The sequence below is a fragment of the Psychromonas marina genome (assembly GCF_030161115.1).
Lineage (GTDB): Bacteria > Pseudomonadota > Gammaproteobacteria > Enterobacterales > Psychromonadaceae > Psychromonas > Psychromonas marina.
Map to the genome: position 1 here is coordinate 1 of NZ_BSPQ01000005.1, position 19,633 is coordinate 19,633.

At 39.2% G+C, this 19,633-nt stretch carries 17 protein-coding genes, 1 tRNA gene and 1 rRNA gene; 17 read left to right on the plus strand and 2 right to left on the minus strand.

The window, feature by feature from the left end; genetic code table 11:
* Nucleotides 1-167 precede the first annotated feature (167 nt).
* From rrf to QQK09_RS08620, 13 genes are all read left to right on the plus strand, one after another.
* Nucleotides 168-283 (plus strand): 5S ribosomal RNA (gene rrf / locus QQK09_RS08560).
* Between the two features lie 8 nt (nucleotides 284-291).
* A tRNA-Thr gene (locus QQK09_RS08565) sits at nucleotides 292-367 on the plus strand.
* A 238-nt stretch (nucleotides 368-605) separates the two neighbouring features.
* The gene (locus tag QQK09_RS08570) at nucleotides 606-2,366 is read left to right on the plus strand and encodes an ABC transporter ATP-binding protein (RefSeq protein WP_284203713.1); all 1,761 of its coding nucleotides are present in this window, start codon (nucleotides 606-608) and stop codon (nucleotides 2,364-2,366) included.
* Nucleotides 2,360-4,123 (plus strand): ABC transporter ATP-binding protein, encoded by a 1,764-nt coding sequence (locus QQK09_RS08575; protein ID WP_284203715.1) that lies wholly within the window; start codon nucleotides 2,360-2,362, stop codon nucleotides 4,121-4,123. Before QQK09_RS08570 ends, QQK09_RS08575 begins: the two co-directional genes overlap by 7 nt.
* A 277-nt stretch (nucleotides 4,124-4,400) precedes the next feature.
* Nucleotides 4,401-5,336, plus strand: a complete 936-nt coding sequence (hemC, locus tag QQK09_RS08580; protein ID WP_284203716.1) for a hydroxymethylbilane synthase — start codon at nucleotides 4,401-4,403, stop codon at nucleotides 5,334-5,336.
* On the plus strand, nucleotides 5,329-6,069 hold the full coding sequence (locus tag QQK09_RS08585) for a uroporphyrinogen-III synthase (RefSeq protein WP_284203717.1): 741 nt from the start codon (nucleotides 5,329-5,331) through the stop codon (nucleotides 6,067-6,069). Before hemC ends, QQK09_RS08585 begins: the two co-directional genes overlap by 8 nt.
* Nucleotides 6,062-7,180, plus strand: a complete 1,119-nt coding sequence (locus QQK09_RS08590; RefSeq protein WP_284203718.1) for a uroporphyrinogen-III C-methyltransferase — start codon at nucleotides 6,062-6,064, stop codon at nucleotides 7,178-7,180. Before QQK09_RS08585 ends, QQK09_RS08590 begins: the two co-directional genes overlap by 8 nt.
* 7 nt (nucleotides 7,181-7,187) lie before the next feature.
* A complete protein-coding gene (locus tag QQK09_RS08595) occupies nucleotides 7,188-8,399 on the plus strand; it encodes a heme biosynthesis HemY N-terminal domain-containing protein (protein ID WP_284203719.1) in 1,212 nt (403 codons plus the stop codon).
* A 59-nt stretch (nucleotides 8,400-8,458) separates the two neighbouring features.
* Nucleotides 8,459-8,971 carry a cyclin-dependent kinase inhibitor 3 family protein gene (locus QQK09_RS08600; protein WP_284203720.1) on the plus strand — a complete coding sequence of 171 codons (513 nt, stop codon included), beginning with the start codon at nucleotides 8,459-8,461 and terminating at the stop codon, nucleotides 8,969-8,971.
* Nucleotides 8,972-9,126: 155 nt separating this feature from the next.
* On the plus strand, nucleotides 9,127-9,465 hold the full coding sequence (locus tag QQK09_RS08605) for a metalloregulator ArsR/SmtB family transcription factor (RefSeq protein WP_284203721.1): 339 nt from the start codon (nucleotides 9,127-9,129) through the stop codon (nucleotides 9,463-9,465).
* Nucleotides 9,466-9,481: 16 nt separating this feature from the next.
* Nucleotides 9,482-10,489, plus strand: coding sequence for an ArsJ-associated glyceraldehyde-3-phosphate dehydrogenase (locus tag QQK09_RS08610; protein WP_284203722.1), 1,008 nt, complete (start codon nucleotides 9,482-9,484; stop codon nucleotides 10,487-10,489).
* A gap of 94 nt (nucleotides 10,490-10,583) precedes the next feature.
* Nucleotides 10,584-11,792 (plus strand): organoarsenical effux MFS transporter ArsJ, encoded by a 1,209-nt coding sequence (gene arsJ, locus QQK09_RS08615; protein WP_284203724.1) that lies wholly within the window; start codon nucleotides 10,584-10,586, stop codon nucleotides 11,790-11,792.
* A 120-nt stretch (nucleotides 11,793-11,912) separates the two neighbouring features.
* Nucleotides 11,913-14,237 carry a permease gene (locus QQK09_RS08620; protein ID WP_284203725.1) on the plus strand — a complete coding sequence of 775 codons (2,325 nt, stop codon included), beginning with the start codon at nucleotides 11,913-11,915 and terminating at the stop codon, nucleotides 14,235-14,237.
* Nucleotides 14,238-14,305: 68 nt separating this feature from the next.
* On the opposite strand, the gene QQK09_RS08625 is transcribed toward QQK09_RS08620, so the two are convergent.
* Nucleotides 14,306-14,662 (minus strand): glutaredoxin family protein, encoded by a 357-nt coding sequence (locus QQK09_RS08625; protein WP_284203726.1) that lies wholly within the window; start codon nucleotides 14,660-14,662, stop codon nucleotides 14,306-14,308.
* A gap of 88 nt (nucleotides 14,663-14,750) precedes the next feature.
* Here QQK09_RS08625 and QQK09_RS08630 point away from each other — a divergent pair, with 88 nt between their 5' ends.
* Entirely contained in the window at nucleotides 14,751-14,921 is a 171-nt protein-coding gene (locus QQK09_RS08630; RefSeq protein WP_284203727.1) for a DUF1289 domain-containing protein, read from the plus strand.
* A gap of 63 nt (nucleotides 14,922-14,984) precedes the next feature.
* On the opposite strand, the gene QQK09_RS08635 is transcribed toward QQK09_RS08630, so the two are convergent.
* Nucleotides 14,985-15,455: a 2-thiouracil desulfurase family protein gene (locus QQK09_RS08635; protein ID WP_284203728.1), complete on the minus strand. Its 471-nt coding sequence runs from the start codon at nucleotides 15,453-15,455 to the stop codon at nucleotides 14,985-14,987.
* A 253-nt stretch (nucleotides 15,456-15,708) separates the two neighbouring features.
* On the opposite strand from QQK09_RS08635, the gene nirB reads away from it, so the two are divergent.
* From nirB to QQK09_RS08650, 3 genes are all read left to right on the plus strand, one after another.
* On the plus strand, nucleotides 15,709-18,255 hold the full coding sequence (gene nirB, locus QQK09_RS08640) for a nitrite reductase large subunit NirB (RefSeq protein WP_284203729.1): 2,547 nt from the start codon (nucleotides 15,709-15,711) through the stop codon (nucleotides 18,253-18,255).
* Entirely contained in the window at nucleotides 18,255-18,581 is a 327-nt protein-coding gene (nirD, locus tag QQK09_RS08645) for a nitrite reductase small subunit NirD (RefSeq protein WP_284203730.1), read from the plus strand. The genes nirB and nirD overlap by 1 nt, the downstream gene beginning before the upstream one ends.
* 127 nt (nucleotides 18,582-18,708) lie before the next feature.
* A complete protein-coding gene (locus QQK09_RS08650) occupies nucleotides 18,709-19,521 on the plus strand; it encodes a formate/nitrite transporter family protein (protein ID WP_284203731.1) in 813 nt (270 codons plus the stop codon).
* The last annotated feature ends 112 nt before the right edge of the window (nucleotides 19,522-19,633 follow it).

The following is a 19,633-nucleotide window of genomic DNA, read 5'->3' on the forward strand; positions in this document are numbered from 1 at the left end:
CAGTTGCGCCGATGGTAGTGTGGGGTCTCCCCATGTGAGAGTAGGTCATCGCCAAGCGCCTAATTTAAAAAAACCCAGTGAGTTAACGCTTACTGGGTTTATTTAATTCTGATGATTCAAATAATCATCCAGAAATTTATAATAATAATTATTATTTACAGATTTTTTCTGACGACAATAGCGCTGTGGTCCCACCTGATCCCTTTCCGAACTCAGTAGTGAAACGCAGTTGCGCCGATGGTAGTGTGGGGTCTCCCCATGTGAGAGTAGGTCATCGTCAGATCCCCTTTTGCTGATATGGCTCAGTTGGTAGAGCGCACCCTTGGTAAGGGTGAGGTCGGCGGTTCGAATCCGCCTATCAGCACCATATCTTCATATTAATACCTCCTTTGAAACACAATCCTTAGCTAAATCGCTATAAACATTACTATTTAAATACTTTTCAGCTTAGCTATTTCTGTTAATATTTTGTAATACCTATCATTTAATGTAACCCTGCTCTTACACATTTTAATTTTGTCTGTGTAATCGTATTTAATTTACTCATTTATATTATTCCCAATTCTGGTATCAAAGCCACTTGCCGTTAGTTTATGAAGGAAAACATGAATAAAAGACAGTTTATCGCACAGTGTTTGCGTTTTAATCGCAAGTCATACATTCTTGCCGTTATTCTGATTTTTATCGTGAATTGGCTTCAGGTCGAAATACCTCGCTATATTCAGTTAGCAATTGATTTAATTGACGATTCATCAGCAACGGGTCATGCAGACCTTTCTCGTTATGTGTGGGTAGTTGTGGCTATGTCTGCTGTGATGATTGTGGCGCGTATATTCTCACGTATTTATGCACTTAACCCTGGTCGAATCATTGAAGCGATGTTAAAAAATAAGCTATTGCAAAAGCTTAACCGTCTACCTAACTCTTTCCATGAAAAATTTTCTTCAGGCTCGCTAATTTCTATTATTAATAACGATCTTAACGGTGTCCGTATGATGTTTGGCACTGGTTTTTTGCAGCTAGTAAATGTGTTCTTTGCTCTTTCATTAACCCCTTTATGGATGTGGCGTATATCACCTGAACTCACGCTTTATTCAGCTATTCCAATTTCTATCGCATTTGTAATTTTTCGTATCGGTTTTAAACGTATGAAAAAATATAATGCAGAGCACCTTTATCGCTTACAGGACCTGTCTGCTCAATTAATGAAGTTTTTAGCAGGTATCGATCTGATTAAAAATCAGCAAATGTCTCCTTGGGTGCAAGCAGAAGTAGAAAAACGAAATCAGCGTCTATTACGTTGTAGAATACAAATCTCCCGCATTCAAATATTTATTATGCCTGTTCTAGACTATGCCAATAACGTGATGAAAATTCTAATTCTTGGTTTAGGTGGTTATATGCTAATGAAGCAAGAGCTTACATTGGGCGAAATAACTGCTTTCTTATCCTATTCAGTTTTGCTCGCGATGCCATTAATGCAATTAGGGCGCATCGCCACTATCTACCAGCGCGGTATGCTCAGTATTGAGAGTGTGCAGCGAATTCTTAATGCACAAGTCCCCGAACAAGATCAGTCAATTCTTTCTCAGCCCGAAGTGGATCAACTTAAGGGAAAAACATTGTCGGTACGCAATCTAAACTTTAGTTATGATGATTCACGACTGGTGCTTAAAAACATCAGCTTTGATGTACCAGTCGGCAAAAAAGTTGGCGTGCTTGGTAGTATTGGCTCAGGAAAAACTACCTTAGTTAATTGTCTTAATCATTATCTTGAGGTGCCTAAAGGCACTGTTTTTCTTGGAGATAGAGATATAACTTCCTTTGCACGAAGTGATTTGCATCGTTATATGAAGACGATAACGCAGACCCCTTATCTATTCTCAGCAACGATCGAAGAAAATATCCGTTTCGGTAGTGATAATGAAAGTATTGATAAATATAAAATTGAACAAGTACTGGAATTAAGTCAACTGGCTAATGATGTTTCTCGTTTCGATAAAGGAGATCAGACCCTAGTCGGGGAGAAAGGCATTATGTTATCCGGCGGCCAAAAGCAACGTTTAAGTATTGCACGTGCGCTACTTAATCCTATTGATTTGATTATTATGGATGATGTCCTTTCGGCTGTTGATTATGAAACGGAACGTAAAATTTTGCTGGGAGTCTTTCAGCGACTAGAAAATCAATCCGCCTTGGTGGTCTCTCACCGTGTAAGCGCGTTAGAGTATATGGATGAAATTATCGTGCTTCATGAAGGCGCAATGATTGCGAAAGGAAGTCATCAAGCATTGTTGAAAACCTGTCCTTATTATTATGAGACTTGGCAGTTGCAACAGAATGAAGCCGAGGAGCAGCAATGCTAAATTATAATGGTGATATCTATTATTTAAAAAACTTCTTCCGCTTTGCGAAAAAATATAAGGCTTCTGCTTTATTGGGTATCGCTATGTTGCCGCTTTCCATTATCACTAGTTTATTATTTCCGTGGCTGATTATTCAAGTCATTGATGTGCACCTAGTGCAAGGAGATATGGATGATTTATGGTGGTATATTTTCTACTTACTTGCTGTGTTAGCAATAAACTATGTTGTTGATGCGACCTATGCATACAACTTAAGAAAAACCGGCCAATATGCCATTACAGATATGCGCTCGGCATTATTTGCTCGGGTGCTAAAATTACCGCGTAGCTACTTTGATAACAAACCGACAGGTGTCACGCTCTCTCGTTTAACCAGTGATTTAGAAGCGATAGGTGAAACCTTTGTACAGGCTATTGTGGGTTTAGTAAAAGATTCAATTAATACCATTGCGTTATTAATCATGATGCTATTTATTAATTGGCAGTTAACACTTGTGGTATTAATTGTAATGCCACCCGTTATGTATCTGACCGTGTATGTGCGTAATCGTCTGCGCGCGATGAACTTAATTACTCGATCTTCTCTAGCACGTGGTATTGGTTTTTTACAAGAGGTGTTGTTAGGCGTGAAAACGGTTCAGTTTTACCGAGCTGAAGAGCAGGTTGAACAGAAATATAAAAATTTTAACGATGAATTTTTAACCGCACAGAAGAAGGCTAATAAATATGATGCGGTCTTATTTGCCTTTATTTCTGGGATTACCTCAATAACCATTGCATTAATGATCTGGTATGGCTCAGGGTTAGTTTTAGCGCAAACATTAACATTAGGTGTTTTGATCGCTTTTATTAATACGCTTGAGAAGGTTTTTGTGCCGATACGCGATTTTACCTCGCAAATTGCAGCTATTCAGCGATCATTTGCTGCCTTTGAACATATTGAAGAGCTCTTTGTTGAACCTATGGAAGAAGATGGTCGAAAGCTACTTTCGACAGAGCAAGTTGCGCCACAGTTAGCCGTTTTTCATCGCTTAGAGTTCAAAAATGTTAGCTTTCGTTATACGCCTGATCTGCCCTATGTTTTGAAAGATGTCTCCTTTGTGTTAGAAAAAGGCAAGCAAATAGCCTTAGTTGGATCAACGGGCTCAGGGAAATCCACCATTATTCGTTTGATTGCAAAAACCTATCAGGACTATGAAGGCAGTATCCTTTTAAATGGTATTGAGCTTTCTGAAGTTTCAGTTGATGATTGTACTCACTTATTCTCATTGATGATGCAGGATGTTTATCTGTTTGAAGAGAGTATTCGCTTCAATATTGCGTTGGGTAACGCAGACATTTCAGCAGCGCAGGTCGAGCAGGCTGGTCGTTATGTTTATGCTGATAACTTTATTCAGAATTTGCCTGGAGGGTATGATTTTTGTTTGGATAAAAACGGCACAAATCTTTCTAATGGTCAGACGCAACTTATCTCTTTTGCTCGATCCGTTGCTCAAGGCGGGCAAGTGATGATGCTCGATGAGGCAACTAGTTCAGTTGATTCTATTACAGAGAACCTCATCCAAAAAGCAATGCAGCGCTTGTTTAGCGATAAAACAGTTATTGCAATTGCACATCGCCTTAGCACTATCCGTCATTCTGATACTATCTTGGTATTAGAACAAGGTGAAGTTGTAGAGAAAGGAAATCACCAGCAGTTGGTTGCTAAACAGGGCATCTATGCAGGGTTGTTGAGTGAATCAACCCTCTCATTATAAATACAAAAAAGCAGGAGCCAACACCCCCTGCTTTAGTGCCGTTTTGATATAACCTACTTGGCATTCTAATAAATTTAATAAGAAATTTCGCCTTATCTTAATATTGAGGTTACCTTACTATTTTGCTGGTAAATTGAACTTCTGTTTTAGGCTGTAAATTAAATGACAAACCGATGTTGCTTCAATCTTCACACTGTAGTGACCTTTTAAAATTTTACTAATTCTCTTATACTCTGTTTTAATATTCTGATTATCATCATCTTTATTAAGAGATCTCATGACCACAAAAACTATACGTATCGCAACACGACACAGTCCTCTTGCTATGTGGCAAGCCAATTTTGTAAAAGCTGAACTGCTAAAATTTCATCCTGATTTAATTGTTGAATTATTACCGATGAAAACCAAAGGCGATATTATTCTTGATACCCCACTTGCTAAGGTTGGTGGTAAAGGTCTTTTTGTTAAAGAGCTTGAAGTGGCCATGTTAGAAGGGCGTGCTGATATTGCAGTACACTCGATGAAAGATGTACCGGTCGAGTTTCCAGAAGGTTTAGGCTTAACCATTATTTGTGAGCGTGAAGACCCACGTGATGCATTTGTCTCTAATAATTACACTAGCATTGATCAACTTCCACAAGGAGCAGTTGTGGGCACTTGTAGTTTGCGTCGTCAGTGTCAGTTGAGTGAATTAAGGCCTGATTTAATCATCAAAGAGTTACGTGGTAATGTGAATACACGTTTACGCAAGCTTGATGACGGTGAATATGATGCGATTATTTTGGCTGCTGCAGGTTTAATCCGTTTAGAGATGCCAGATCGAATTGCGAGTTTCATTGAACCAGAAATAAGTTTGCCTGCTGTTGGGCAAGGCGCGGTTGGTATTGAGTGTCGTTTAGATGATGCACAAACTATTGCGCTATTAAAACCGCTTGAACATCACAAAACCCGTCAACGTGTTACTGCAGAACGTGCCATGAATCTTGCTTTACAAGGCGGGTGTCAGGTACCAATTGGAAGTTATTCTATATTTAAACAAGATAAACTTTTCCTACGTGGTTTAGTGGGAAGTGTTGATGGTACAAAAATTATACGTAAAGAGATAACGGGTAACCCAGAGGATGCTGAGCAGATGGGGCTTACCTTAGCGAAACAATTATTAGACAGCGGTGCAGAGCAGATTTTAGCTGAAGTTTATAAAAATAATGGCTAAACCAAGGTTATTAGTTACCCGCTTCGCACCCCATGCACAGCGATTAAGTGATTTATTGAATGAGCATGGTATTTTTACTATTGCTCAACCCCTATTAGAAGTAAATGCTATTGAGGGGAAGGGCTTTCCATTGAGTAAGTCCTATGACTTTATTGTTGCGGTTAGCTGCAATGCGGTTACTTATAGCCATCTCAACCTACAAGGGAAAGAATGGCCTAAAAGTCATTATTTAGCGGTTGGTGAAGCAACTAAATCACTATTAGAAAAGAAAACCAAGCAATTAGTTACTATCCCTGAGACTGTCTTTAATAGTGAGGGGTTGTTGGCATTACCGATCTTAAAAAATGTAGATAATTGCTCTATTCTTATTCTACGTGGGTTAGGTGGGCGAGAGTACTTGAAGCAGCATTTATGTAAACGTGGTGCCTTTGTAGACTATTATGAATCATATCAGCGCGTTGCTATCGCGTTACCTACAATAATGATGTCACAGAAATGGCAACAGCAGGGTATTAATGGTGCTATTATCAGCAGTATTGAATTATTAGAGCAGTTAATCAAAGTGACTGCAAAAGAACAGCAAAGCTGGCTTAAATCGATAACGCTATTCGCTGCTAGTGAACGAATTATAAATTATGCCCAAAGCTTGGGCTTTCATCATACAGCGTTGTTACCGAGCATCGCTAATCAAGATATTATCGATTATTTTACTAACGAGGATAGTTATGACTGAAATTGAAAATAAGATAGAGCAGGATGTACAGCCTGTTATTCCCCAGACGGACAGTCAGAAGTCATCAAAACGTGCGTTAGGCGTTGCTTTGTTATCCTTGTTTTTAATCATTTTTTTTATGATTACCGTTTTCTATTTTCATAAAAGTAATAATGCATTAGTTGTTGCTCAACAACAGCAAATAGAATCATTATCTAAGAGTGTTGCCACTCAGTCTGCACAGCAAAAAACGCAATCAGGTCAATCGTTACAAACTAAAGCGTCTCTAGAAGCACAGCTTGAAAAAGTAAATCTTCAGTTGCAGCAGGTTAATAATGTAAACAAGATTGTTAAGACAGATATCCAATCCTTACAACGTAGTTTCTCTGCTTCAACTATTCGTCACCCAAACGATTGGATCCTAGCGGAAGTTGAGTATCTCATCTCTCTTTCAGGCAGAAAAATTTGGTTAGAGAATGATACTAAAACAGCGATTTCACTATTAGTTGCCGCTGATCAGCGTATTGTCGAACTTAATGATGCCAGTCTAAGCCCGCTACGTGGTGCTCTGCTGGATGACATTAACAAGCTGGAAGCGTTACCCAATCTAGATACGGATGGTGTTATTTTAACATTAACTAGTTTAGATCGTACCGTTGATAAATTACGCTCAACCAGTTTGCTCATGCCTGATGCAAGTGAAAATAACGATACAGAAGTCTCCTCAGACATTAATGACTGGAGTGCTAATTTAACTAAATCTTGGCATGTCTTTATCGATAGTTTTATCACGGTTAATAAACGCGACAGTAAAGTTGAAGCGTTATTATCGCCAGAACAAAGCTGGTATTTACGTGAGAATATACGTAATAATTTATCAAAGGCTGAGTTTGCAATTTATCGTCAGCAGCAGGATGTTTATGATATTGCTTTACAAAATACGTTAACGTTATTGACTACTTACTACGACCTTAAAGATAATACTACGGGGCATTTCTATAAATCTATTCAGCGTTTAAGTAAGCGTAACGTATCGATAAAATATCCTGATCAACTAAAAAGCGCACCACTGCTAGAGCGCGTGATCGAACAACGTTTAAAAAAATCACTTGCTAGCTCAAATCTGAAATAGGAGAAACATGATGATTAAAATGATTCTGATTATTTCGGCCCTGATAGCTGGTTTGATTCTTGGCCCTGAAATTAGTGGTAACAAAGGTTATATCCTGATCTCCTTTGATAGTTATACCACCTATGAAACGACCATTATTAACGCTGGCTTTATAGCCATTATATTTTACTTTTTGCTATTACTTGCTGAATGGGTTTTACGTCGGTTACTCTCGATGAGTGCATTGACTCGAGGTTGGTTAGGGCAGCGTAAAACCAAAAAGGCACAAAAAAATAGTTTGTTAGGCATGTGGGCATTGTTCGAAGGTAATAATAAACAAGCACACAAATTACTTTCTAAGTCGGCACCACGAACAGAGTCCCCTGCACTAACTTATATTGCTGCTGCTAAGGCTGCGCATCTCCAGGGGTTATATGATCAACGAGATGATCATCTACAACTTGCTTCTGAAAGCCAAAAGGGCGCACAACTTTCAGTTGGTTTGGTTTGGGTTGAGCTACAGCTTGATGCAAAACAATATGAAAATGCCTTAGCTACCCTAAGTGAATTAGCGTTAGCTTTCCCTAAAAATAAACGTATTGCTTGTCTCTATTTGGAGATATACCCAGCGTTAAATGAGTGGAAAAAATACATTCAGGTTTTAAATGAGCAGCGTAAAGTGCTTAGTTATAATGAACTGGAGTTTGCTGCTCTGGAATTAAATGCTTATCAGCACTTTTTTAAACAGCTTGCATCGGACAGTGCTGAATTATTAAAACTATTTTGGGATAACAAAGCACCTCGTTGGATGCGAAAAGAGTTAAATTATCAAAAAGCGGTGTTAGATGCCTACATAGCAACAGATAATGGAAAATTTGCAGAGGCTTTATTAATTGAAAAACTCAATAAACAGTTCTCTATACCGTTATTAGAATATCTAGATAAAGTGGTCGTTGTAGATCATTATCCACTGATTCTATTGCTTGAGAAAAAGCTTAAAAAAGTTGAACAGAAAGGTCTCGTCCATCAAGCGTTAGCTAAATTAAAGCTCAAAGAAAATAATGTTGAGGCTGCGATCAAACACCTTGAGGTGAGTTTAGAGACAGAGGCGAATGTTAAGGATTGTGCACTGCTTGCTGAACTACTAGAGCAGCAAGATCGCAAACAACAAGCTGCTATCTATTATCGCCAAGGATTATTATTAGCGACTTCAACTAATCGAGCAGTCACAAAATTGTAATAATAAATTTGTAATATTAACGGGCAGGGATCTGCCTGCTTTTTATATAGGTGATTTCTATGTCAATACATCCACTTTTTCCACTTTCTATTAACAATAGTGAAGCAAAAATTATTTTGACCCCTTGTCCTGGCACGAAAGAGGCAGATCTTAGTAGTTCATTAAATGAATTAAAAGCTGCGGGTGCTGAGGCGGTACTTACTTTTATGACTCAGTCAGAGTTAGATAAAAATGAGTTGTCGAATATTGGCGAATCGGTCAAAGCCAAAGGGATGTCTTGGTTCCACTTACCTATTATTGATGATGAAGCGCCTGACGACCCTTTTTTATCTGCGTGGAAAACGGCGGGACCAGCCGTTCATCGTTTGATCGAACAAGGAAAAAACATTGCCGTTCATTGTAAAGGGGGCTCAGGCCGAACAGGTTTAGTCTCGGCACAAATTTTATTAGAGCGCGGAGAAAATATTGAGCCGTTAATGAAGCGTATAAAGGTATTACGTCCCAATGCATTTATACATGCCTGCCACCGTGATTACTTGGCTGATCTTAACCAACAACTGCATAATAAATAATTATACCTAATAAGCGCAATCATTTGGTTATGTGGTTGTGCTTCCCTACCTTTATTTTTTTACTGTCATCTACTTGTCATATTTCATCATTACCATTATGCTAACTATCAATATACGTTATTTCATATATACGAAAAATGGGATGTGATAATTTAATGCAAGCAATCGATCTTTTTAAAGCCCTTTCTGATGCAACACGCTTAAAAATAGTGATGTTAATTCAGCTTGAGGGAGAACTTTGTGTTTGTGAGTTAATGACAGCACTTTGTGATAGTCAGCCAAAGATTTCTCGCCATTTAGCGCAGCTAAAACGGATGGGGTTATTATTGGATAGAAAGCAAAAACAGTGGGTTTATTATCGATTAAACCCGGCGCTAAAGGGCTGGATGCTACAAGTGATTGTTGAAGCTTGTAATAACAGTGAGCAGTTTCTTAATACAAACAGGGCAACATTATTATCGATGAGTGATCGTCCTAATAATTGTTGTAGTTAAATTTAAAGGGCAAAAAATGAAAATTAAAGTAGGTATTAATGGCTTTGGCCGTATTGGTCGTCTAGCGTTACGTGCGGCATATGATTGGAAAGATGTTGAATTTGTATTAATTAATGATGTTGCTGGTGATGCTAAAACATTAGCGCATTTATTAGAGTTTGACTCAATTCAAGGGCGTTGGAATCATCAGGTAGAAAGCGAACAGCAGCAGATTATTATTGGTAAGCATAAAATTAAATGTACTCAAGAGTCTGAAATAGCTGCTGTAGATTGGTCTGCTTGTGACGTTGTGATTGAAGCAACTGGCGTGAATCGCGATGCTGCATTATTACAAACCTATTTAGACCAAGGCGTTAAGCGCGTTGTTGTTTCTGCACCAGTGAAAGCAGAAGGCATTGCTAATATCGTTGTAGGTGTAAACGATGATATTTTCGATCCGGCATTGCATAAAATCGTCACAGCGGCTTCCTGCACAACTAACTGTCTTGCACCTGTGATTAAAGTTATTAATGAGAAAATCGGCATTGAACAAGTTGCGTTCACTACTATTCATGATTTAACGAATACACAGACTATTTTAGATGCACCACATAAAGACCTACGTCGTGCACGTGCCTGTGGCATGAGCTTAATCCCTACTACGACCGGATCTGCAAAAGCGATCGTTGAGATATTCCCAGAGCTCGCAGGGAAAATTGACGGCCATGCAGTGCGCGTTCCACTGGCTAATGCTTCACTAACTGACATTATTTTTAATCTAAAAGAAGATGTAACGGCAGAGCAAGTTAATCAATATCTAAAAGATGCATCAGAAAATGAGCTGAAAGGCATTTTAGGTTTTGAAGAGAAACCATTGGTCTCTATCGATTACCGTGGTGACCAACGTTCGACAATTGTTGATGCCTTATCAACGATGATGGTTGGTAAGCGTATGTTGAAAATATATGCTTGGTATGACAATGAAATGGGCTATGCAACACGTACTGCTGAACTGGTGAGAACGGTCGGTCTGTCTGATAAATAATTATTTCCAGCTTTGGGTTAAGCAGAAAGCGTTTAACCCAAAGCATATACGATTAGTTTTTCAATATGTACCTTATACTGAGTAATCATTAAAAATGTTAAAAAATCTCTCGAGTGACCTAAAGCAATATCTTGTTATAACAGGTAATTACTGGGCATTTACGCTAACCGATGGCGCTTTACGTATGTTGGTTGTGCTGTATTTTCATCAGTTAGGTTACGATGCATTACAAGTGGCATTTCTGTTTTTGTTTTATGAGTTTTTCGGTATTGTGACCAATTTACTGGGGGGATGGTTAGGGACAAAACTTGGGCTAAACCGTACCATGAATATCGGCTTACTGTTGCAAGTGTTTGCATTGCTGATGTTGGTTTTACCTGATAGTTATCTCTCCATTGCTTGGGTAATGTTTGCGCAAGCGTTATCGGGGATAGCGAAAGATCTCAATAAAATGAGTGCAAAAAGTGCGATTAAGCTGTTTGTAAAAGAGGGCGATCAAGGTCAGCTTTATAAATGGGTGGCGATATTAACGGGTTCTAAAAACACTTTAAAAGGGATGGGATTTTTTCTTGGTGGTTTACTGCTGACGTTAATTGGTTTTCAGTCGGCGATGCTATTAATGGCCAGTGTGCTATTGGTGGTATTTTGTTGCAGCTTATTTTTATTAAAAGCAGATCTTGGAAAAATCGAGCGAAAAGTTAAATTCAAAGAACTTTTCTCTAAAAGTGATGCTATCAATCGCTTATCGCTTGCACGCTTATTTCTATTTGCTTCGCGTGATGTGTGGTTCGTGGTTGCTTTGCCTGTTTACTTTAGTGAAACATACGGTTGGAGCTCATGGACAATCGGTACATTAATTGCGATCTGGGTCATTGTATATGGTGGTATTCAATCAATTGCACCTTATTTTACCGGTAAAAAATCAGGTCGGGTGCCAGATGGAAGAAGTGCCGCTTTATGGGCCTTTGCATTGATATTTACGCCCCTATTTGTCTTTTTTAGTCTCCCTGTCTCACCGTGGTTAGTGGTGATTTGTTTATTTATATTTGGCGCACTATTTGCGATTAACTCTTCATTACATAGCTATCTGATTGTGAGTTATGCGCAACGTGAAGGTGTTTCATTAGATATTGGTTTTTATTATATGGCGAATGCGATGGGGCGGTTAATTGGTACACTTTTATCTGGTTGGATATTTGTCACCATGGGGCTCGGCGCTTGTTTAGTTGCTTCAAGTGTTTTTATTACCTTAGCAATGCTGTTCTCTTTAAAATTGCCAAAACATCAAACTCAAACAATATAGATAAGAATTACTCTCAACAAACTAGTATCAACAATTAAAATGTTATAGTATAACGTTCCAAAAAAGTAAGTGTTATAATGTAACACTTACTGATACTTGTTTTGTTGAGATGATACTATTATGTTGCTGCCACTAAGCATATTTGCCCTATTTCTTGGGCCTATTACTTACCGTTTATTAAAACGTCAACCAGGTTGGTTAGATCTGATGGATGCGTTTATTTTTGTCACTATTTCGGGGTTGGTACTATTTCATATCCTTCCTGAAGTGATGCACAGTGGCGGCCCTATCGTTCTCGTGTTAACCGCTATTGGTCTACTTGCGCCAAGCTGGATAGAAAAATACTTCCATAAAGCGGCGCATCAAGCCCATCAAACAACGTTATTTTTAGGTGTATTAGGTCTTGTTGTGCACGCTATTGTTGATGGTTCAGCCTTAGTCGTAGAGCCTGGCGATCATACTGCGTGGTTATTAGCCTTAGGAGTTTTATTACATCGCTTCCCTGTAGGATTAACCGTTTGGTGGTTATTACGTCCTCAATATGGTCGCACATTGCCGTTAGTTATATTAGGCGCTATGTCTGTTGCTACCGTAACGGGGGCTGTATTTGCAGAGCACTCAGTAGCGCATTTAAATGGGCAGTATTTAGCATGGTTCCAAGCCTTTGTAATGGGCTCAATTATGCATGTTGTATTACACCGTCCCTATTTAAAATCAGGTAAACACTCTCACGACCACAGTTCAGTGTCAGAGCAGGATGATGATAAATCAGAAAACCGTTATGCGGCAGGTATTGGTAGTATTCTTGGTGTGCTTGTTTTAGCGGCTGTCTTATTGCCTCATTGGTTAGGTTATGTTGAGCATAATCATGATCATGGTGCCCCTGCTGTTGAAGTCGTTCAGGCTAGCAAAATGGATGCTCATGACGGTCATGATCACGATACACTTGATCACAGTGCAGATGTTCATGAAGAACATGATCACGATGCGCATGAACCCAGTGTAGATACTCATGAAGATCACGATTTACATGATCACAGTGCAGATGTTCATGAAGGACATGATCACGATGCGCATGAACCTAGTGTAGATACCCATGAAGATCACGATTTACATGATCATAGTGCAGAGAATCATGAAGGGCATGAGCACGATTTACATGATCATAGTGCAGAGGCTCATGAAGAGCATGATCACGATTTACATGATCACAGTGCAGAGGCTCATGAAGAGCATGATCACGATTTACATGATCACAGTGCAGATACTCATGAAGAGCATGATCAAGATGCGCACAGTATAGAGACTCATCAAGATCACGATGTACATGATCACAGTACAGAGGCTCATGATGAGCATGATCACGCTTCGCACGAAGGACACGATCATGCTAGCCATGATGGTGAGGAATCGCATACTGCATTGACACTCATCAATCTTGTCAAAGTTGCATTGTATAGCGCACCGATGTTGCTATTAGCTTATTTTTTAAGTGCATTGATGCATTATTTCAAACCAAAATTTTCAATTATGCCGATGCAAGGTAGTAAAGATTTTTTCAAGGATAGCCTAAAAGGAGCGACCTATGGATTGCCACTGCCTGTTTGTTCGCCAAGTGCGAGCAAGATGCATCAACAATTATTAGGTTTAGGAGCAAACCAAACTTTTGCGACTGCATTTTTAATTGCGACACCAATTATCGGTTTTGATGCACTACTTATCTCATTGCCGTTATTAGGTGAGCAGATGTTGTTATTGCGTTTGAGCTTAGCGGCTATATTTGCGGTCTCTATTGCATGGTTATTAGGGCGACATTTTAAAACGCCAATTTCGTCGATTGCTGCACATAGCTGTCAAGGAACGAAACCGACGTCTCGATTCCTTACTGCGATAAAGCAAGGGTATCAGCATCAATTAGATCATACTGCGCCATGGGTGCTATTAGGTTGGGCTGTTGCTGCTTCACTATCAACAGTGCCTGTCTGGTCATTCTTTGATCAAGCATTATGGTTGCAGATATTAGTGATGCTGGTTATCGCTTTTCCATTTGCACTGTGTGCGACTGGTATTACACCAGTGATTGCGATTTTATTAATGGCTGGTTTATCACCAGGGGCGGCAATAGCTTTCTTTTTGATTGCACCAACGATTAGTCTTGAGCTGCTTAAAACGTTGCGAAAACAGCAGGGATTTTTTGCTGCACTGAGTCTTGCAATGTTGATGATGGTCGGGGCATTTTTAACGGGATTATCATTAAACCATTTAATTGATGTGTTTACACCAACTTGGCTGGAGCAAAGTATTGGTGATTACAGTCTATGGCAAATGCTAAGCTTGGGTATCATTCTCGTACTGTATTTCAGCTCTCTATTGCGCCGAGGTGCACGTAGCTTTATGGCTGAATTAGTGCCTGATAGCTTGTTGAAACATACTCATCATCACTAAGATTTTATGATGCCTTAAATCAATAAGGGGCTGCTGATAAGTAACCCCTTATTCGTCTACATTACTCGCTATGCAAAACGCTTATTTAAATATTCGCTAATGGCAGATGACTCATACATCCAGGTAATATTTTCACCCTCTTCAATACGTAAACAAGGAACTTGTACCTTGCCGCCAAGTGATGCGAGTTGTTGTTTATTTTGCTCATTTTTTGCATCAACGATTGCAATGTTTAAACCATTACGGCGAATATCGCGGCGGACTTTTACACAAAATGGGCATGCTTGATATTGGTAAAGCTGTAACGATTTAGTTTGTGCATCAATAGTAGCTTGGGCGGAGGCCTCTCGTTTTAATTTTTTAGGGCTAAATACAAAATTAAGTAATAAAATAATACGACCTAAAATCCAACGAATAATAAACATCTGGGCTCTCTTTTAATTGTTATAAAGTTGTAGCGCAGTGTAACGGAAGTGTTAGATACACTCAATTATTCCCTAAAAAGAGTTGATCATGAACAAAATAGAAAGCCCATGTGTACGTAATTGCTGCCTTAATGAAGAAGAAACCTGCACTGGATGTCTGCGTAGTTTAGATGAGATAAAAGCGTGGGGCGAGGCGAGCGATGAACTAAAAAAAGAGATTTTAGATCGCATTAATGTGCAGAAGCAGGCACTCAAATAATCACCTAGAAAGTAGTGTTTAATATTATTTCACTGCTGCTCATATTTCTTTGGAATGAAGAACTTAAAGAAGATCAAGTTGCGCTTGCACTTGCTCTAACTGAAATTGATTAAATACTAAGATTCCATTATCACGAAGTAGTTTAGTGGTCACTCCTTGTCCATCGATGATTGTTCTGGAAAAGTTACCGTCATAGATACTTGAACTCCCACAGGATGGGCTTCTCTCGGTTAAGATCACAATCTTTATTTGCTGCTTTAATGCCAATGCGAGTGTTTTTTCTGCCCCTCGTTGAAAAGCTTCCGTGACATCGGTATCTTGGTTTGTTTTCACGCTGCCATTGATTTGTATTTCGGCAGCTGGGCGTGGCGTTGTTAAGCCTCCCAATACTTCGGGGCAAACAGGTAATAAAAGTCCCTGTGAATGCCATCTTTCAATTAACGGATCATCTATTTTTTTTTGCTTTGCATCATAACGTACTCTCTCTCCTAATAAGCATGCACTGATTAATATCTTGTAAGTGTTGTTGTTCATATCCTAACCTTTATGTTGAATAAATGTGCCGGTGTTGCACTATATTAATGCGCAAATGTTCTATTTTTGTTAAATAACCTTTCTCATGGCAAGGTTATGTTGCCCGGTTGTTGTGTATTTGTTATCAAACTTTAATCAAATACATCATGATTATGGTGATCAAGTGAGTACTCTTGATATTTATCAAGACAATTAAATGACTTCTTAGTAGTCTAGCCTCGATAAAAATACAGTTAAATCTATCGAGGATAATATGAGTAAACAAAAATTAGTGATCATTGGCAATGGCATGGTTGGCCATCGCTTTATCGAAGACTTTGTTGAAAAGGCTGACTTAGAACAATTTGAAATTACCGCTTTTTGTGAAGAGCCTCGCGTTGCATATGATCGCGTTCATTTATCCTCTTATTTTTCTCATCATACCGCAGATGAACTTTCTTTAGTAAAAGAAGGTTTCTATGAAAAACACAATATTGAAGTGTTAATTGGTGAGCGTGCTTTAACTATTAATCGCCAAGAAAAAGTCATTCACTCGCAAACAGGTCGCGCTGTCTTTTACGACAAACTTATCATGGCCACTGGTTCATACCCGTGGGTGCCTTCTATTAAAGGTAATGAGAGCAAAGACTGTTTTGTTTATCGTACGATTGAAGATCTCAATGCAATTGAAGCAACAGCTCGTCGTAGTAAAAATGGTGTTGTAGTTGGTGGTGGATTACTTGGTTTAGAAGCAGCTGGCGCATTAAAAGCGCTGGGTGTAGAAACACATGTTATTGAATTTGCACCTGTACTAATGGCTGAGCAGCTAGACCAACACGGTGGTCAAATATTACGTAGCAAAATTGAAAGCATCGGTGTAAATGTACACACGGGTAAAAATACACAAGAGATTGTTGTGGGTGGTGAAACTGCACGTAACACCATGAAATTTGCTGATGGTACACAGCTAGAAGTTGATTTTATCGTATTTTCTACCGGTATTCGTCCACAGGATAAACTCGCTAAACAGTGTGGTTTAGCAACGGGTCGTCGTGGTGGTATTACGATTGATAATAACTGTATGACCTCTGATCCTGATATCTATGCGATTGGTGAATGTGCTTCTTGGAATGACAAATTCTTTGGCTTAGTGGCGCCAGGTTACAACATGGCAAAAGTGGCTGTGGATAACATTTTAGGTCGTGACAATGAGTTCACTGGCGCAGATATGAGCGCAAAACTGAAATTATTAGGCGTTGATGTAGGTAGTATTGGTGATGCCAATGGTCGTACGCCTAACTGTAAAAGCTATGTTTATTTAGATGAGAATAGCTCTGTCTACAAACGTATTATTGTATCGGAAGATGGAAAAGAGCTACTCGGTGCAGTATTAGTTGGTGATACAGATAGCTACAGTGATCTTCTACAGTATAAATTAAATGGTATTGAGTTACCGAAGCACCCTGATTCATTGATCTTACCTACTCATGCGGGTGGTGAAAAAGTTGGCCTAGGTGTTGATGCGCTACCTGAAACTGCACAAGTGTGTTCATGTTTTGATGTTAAAAAGTCAGATATCGCCGATGCTGTCGCTGCGGGTCATATAGCGATCGATGCGATTAAAGCAGAAACGGGTGCAGGTACTGGCTGTGGTGGTTGTGTACCACTCATTACGCAAGTATTAAATGCAGAATTAGTTAAACAAGGGATGGAAGTTAAAAACCACCTTTGTGCACATTTTGAGTATTCTCGCCAAGAGCTATTCCACCTAATTCGTATCGAAGGCATTAAAACCTTTAAAGAGTTGTTATCGAAATATGGTAAAGGTTATGGCTGTGAAGTGTGTAAACCAACAGTGGGCTCTATTTTAGCCTCTTGCTGGGGTGAGCATGTATTAACAAGAGACCATAATGGCCTGCAAGATACCAATGATATCTTCCTTGGTAATATGCAAAAAGATGGTACTTACTCGGTTATTCCACGTATGGCTGGTGGTGAAGTAACACCAAAAGGTTTAGCTGCAGTAGCAAGTGTTGCTGAGCAGTATGAGCTATATACAAAAATTACAGGTGCACAACGAATTGGTTTATTCGGTGCGCATAAATCAGATCTACCTGATATCTGGAAGCAATTATTAGAAGCTGGCTTTGAAACTGGTCAAGCCTACGCTAAAGCACTACGTATGGTGAAAACATGTGTTGGTAGCACATGGTGTCGTTTTGGTGTGCAAGACAGTGTTGGCCTTGGTGTGGAATTAGAACATCGCTATAAGGGTCTACGTACACCGCATAAAATGAAGTTTGGTGTCTCAGGTTGTACGCGTGAATGTGCTGAAGCACAGGGTAAAGACGTGGGTATCATCGCAACTGACGCGGGTTGGAACTTATATGTATGTGGTAATGGTGGTATGAAACCACAGCATGCATCACTACTTGCTTCTGATTTAGATAAAGAGACATTACTTAAGTACTTAGATCGTTTCATGATGTTCTACGTGCGCACTGCAGATAAATTAACGCGTACTTCTGTTTGGTTACAAAACCTAGAAGGCGGCATTGAGTATCTACAGCAAGTTGTGATGGAAGATAAATTAGGCATCAACGTTCAACTTGAAAAAGAGATGGCTGAGTCAATTGAAAATTACCACTGTGAGTGGGCGACAACACTAAAAGATGAAGAGCAATTACAACGCTTTACGCACTTCATTAATAGTGATGCACAGGATGATAACGTTGTATTTACACCTGAACGTGGCCAAAAACGTCCTGCATTTTTAGATGAAAAAGCACCAACGTATAAAATAAATCTGGAGGAAGTGTAATGAGCAAGTGGATTAAAGTATGTAATTTAGAAAGCGTTTTTCCTTCTACTGGCGTTTGTGCATTAGTAGGTGATAAGCAGGTCGCTATATTTCGCCCAAATGATGATGAGCAAGTTTATGCTCTGAGCAACATGGACCCATTTGCGCGCGCTAATGTATTATCGCGTGGTGTTATCTGCCAGCATAAAGATCAGCTCTGGGTTGCTTCTCCACTTAAAAAACAGCGTTTTAGTTTAGTTGATGGTAGCTGTTTAGAGAATGCAGAGGTTTCAATTGAAGCTTATAAAGTGCGTGTCAAAGATGGCGGCATTGAAGTACAGCTATAAGTAATGGCTGAGATTTAATAGATCAAAAGCTCTTTATCTATTGTGATGGCTTAACGGTTATTCATAATAAGTTGGGAGCTTTTCTCTATTCAATTTTAACTTTAACTTTAACTATAGGGATTTACCCATGTCTTACAATAAACCTGCTGATTTCGTACAAACCATGATCGATGTTGGCGAAGCGAAAATAAAAACAGGTACGCGCGATCTTATCTTACGTGGCACGATGGCTGGCATTATTTTGTCACTTGCTGTTGTTGTTGCTATCACTGCAATGGTTCAAACAGGTATACCGCTTGTTGGCGCGCTTGTCTTCCCCGTTGGCTTTTGTATCTTAAGCCTGATGGGCTATGACCTTGTTACAGGTGTATTTGGTTTAGCACCTTTAGCTAAATTTGAGAATCGCCCAGGTGTTTCTTGGGGTCGTATTTTACGTTGTTGGGGATGGGTTGGTTTAGGTAATCTGATTGGTTCACTGATTGTAGCTTACTTAATTGCTATCTCATTAACGATGAACTTTTCAATTGATCCAAATGCAGTGGCACAAAAATTTATTGCTGTTTCAACAGCACGTACTGTGGGCTTTGAAAACTTAGGTGCAGATGGTTGGATTACTTGTTTTGTTCGCGCTATTTTTTGTAATCTAATGGTTTGTTTAGGTGTTGTTGGTGGTATGACGGCACGCTCGGTAGCTGGAAAAATCGCTGCAATGTGGTTGCCTATCTTCATCTTCTTTGCTTTAGTTTTTGAACATACAGTAGTAAACATGTTCCTATTTCCTCTAGGCATGATTTTAGGTGCTGATTTTGGTATCGCAACTTGGTTGAACTTTAACCTTATCCCAACTATCTTAGGTAATGTTGTTGGTGGCCTGCTATTTGCTACTATCCCTCTTTACTTAACACATAAAAAAACGTCTGCTTCTTTAGACGCAAAGTAATAAACAATAAGTAATATGTTATCTATCTAGCCTCATGTATCTGCATGGGGCTTTTTTATTGGTTAGCTTTTATTCCAGGAACTTCATCATTTAGTTTCTAAAGCGGTTTAAT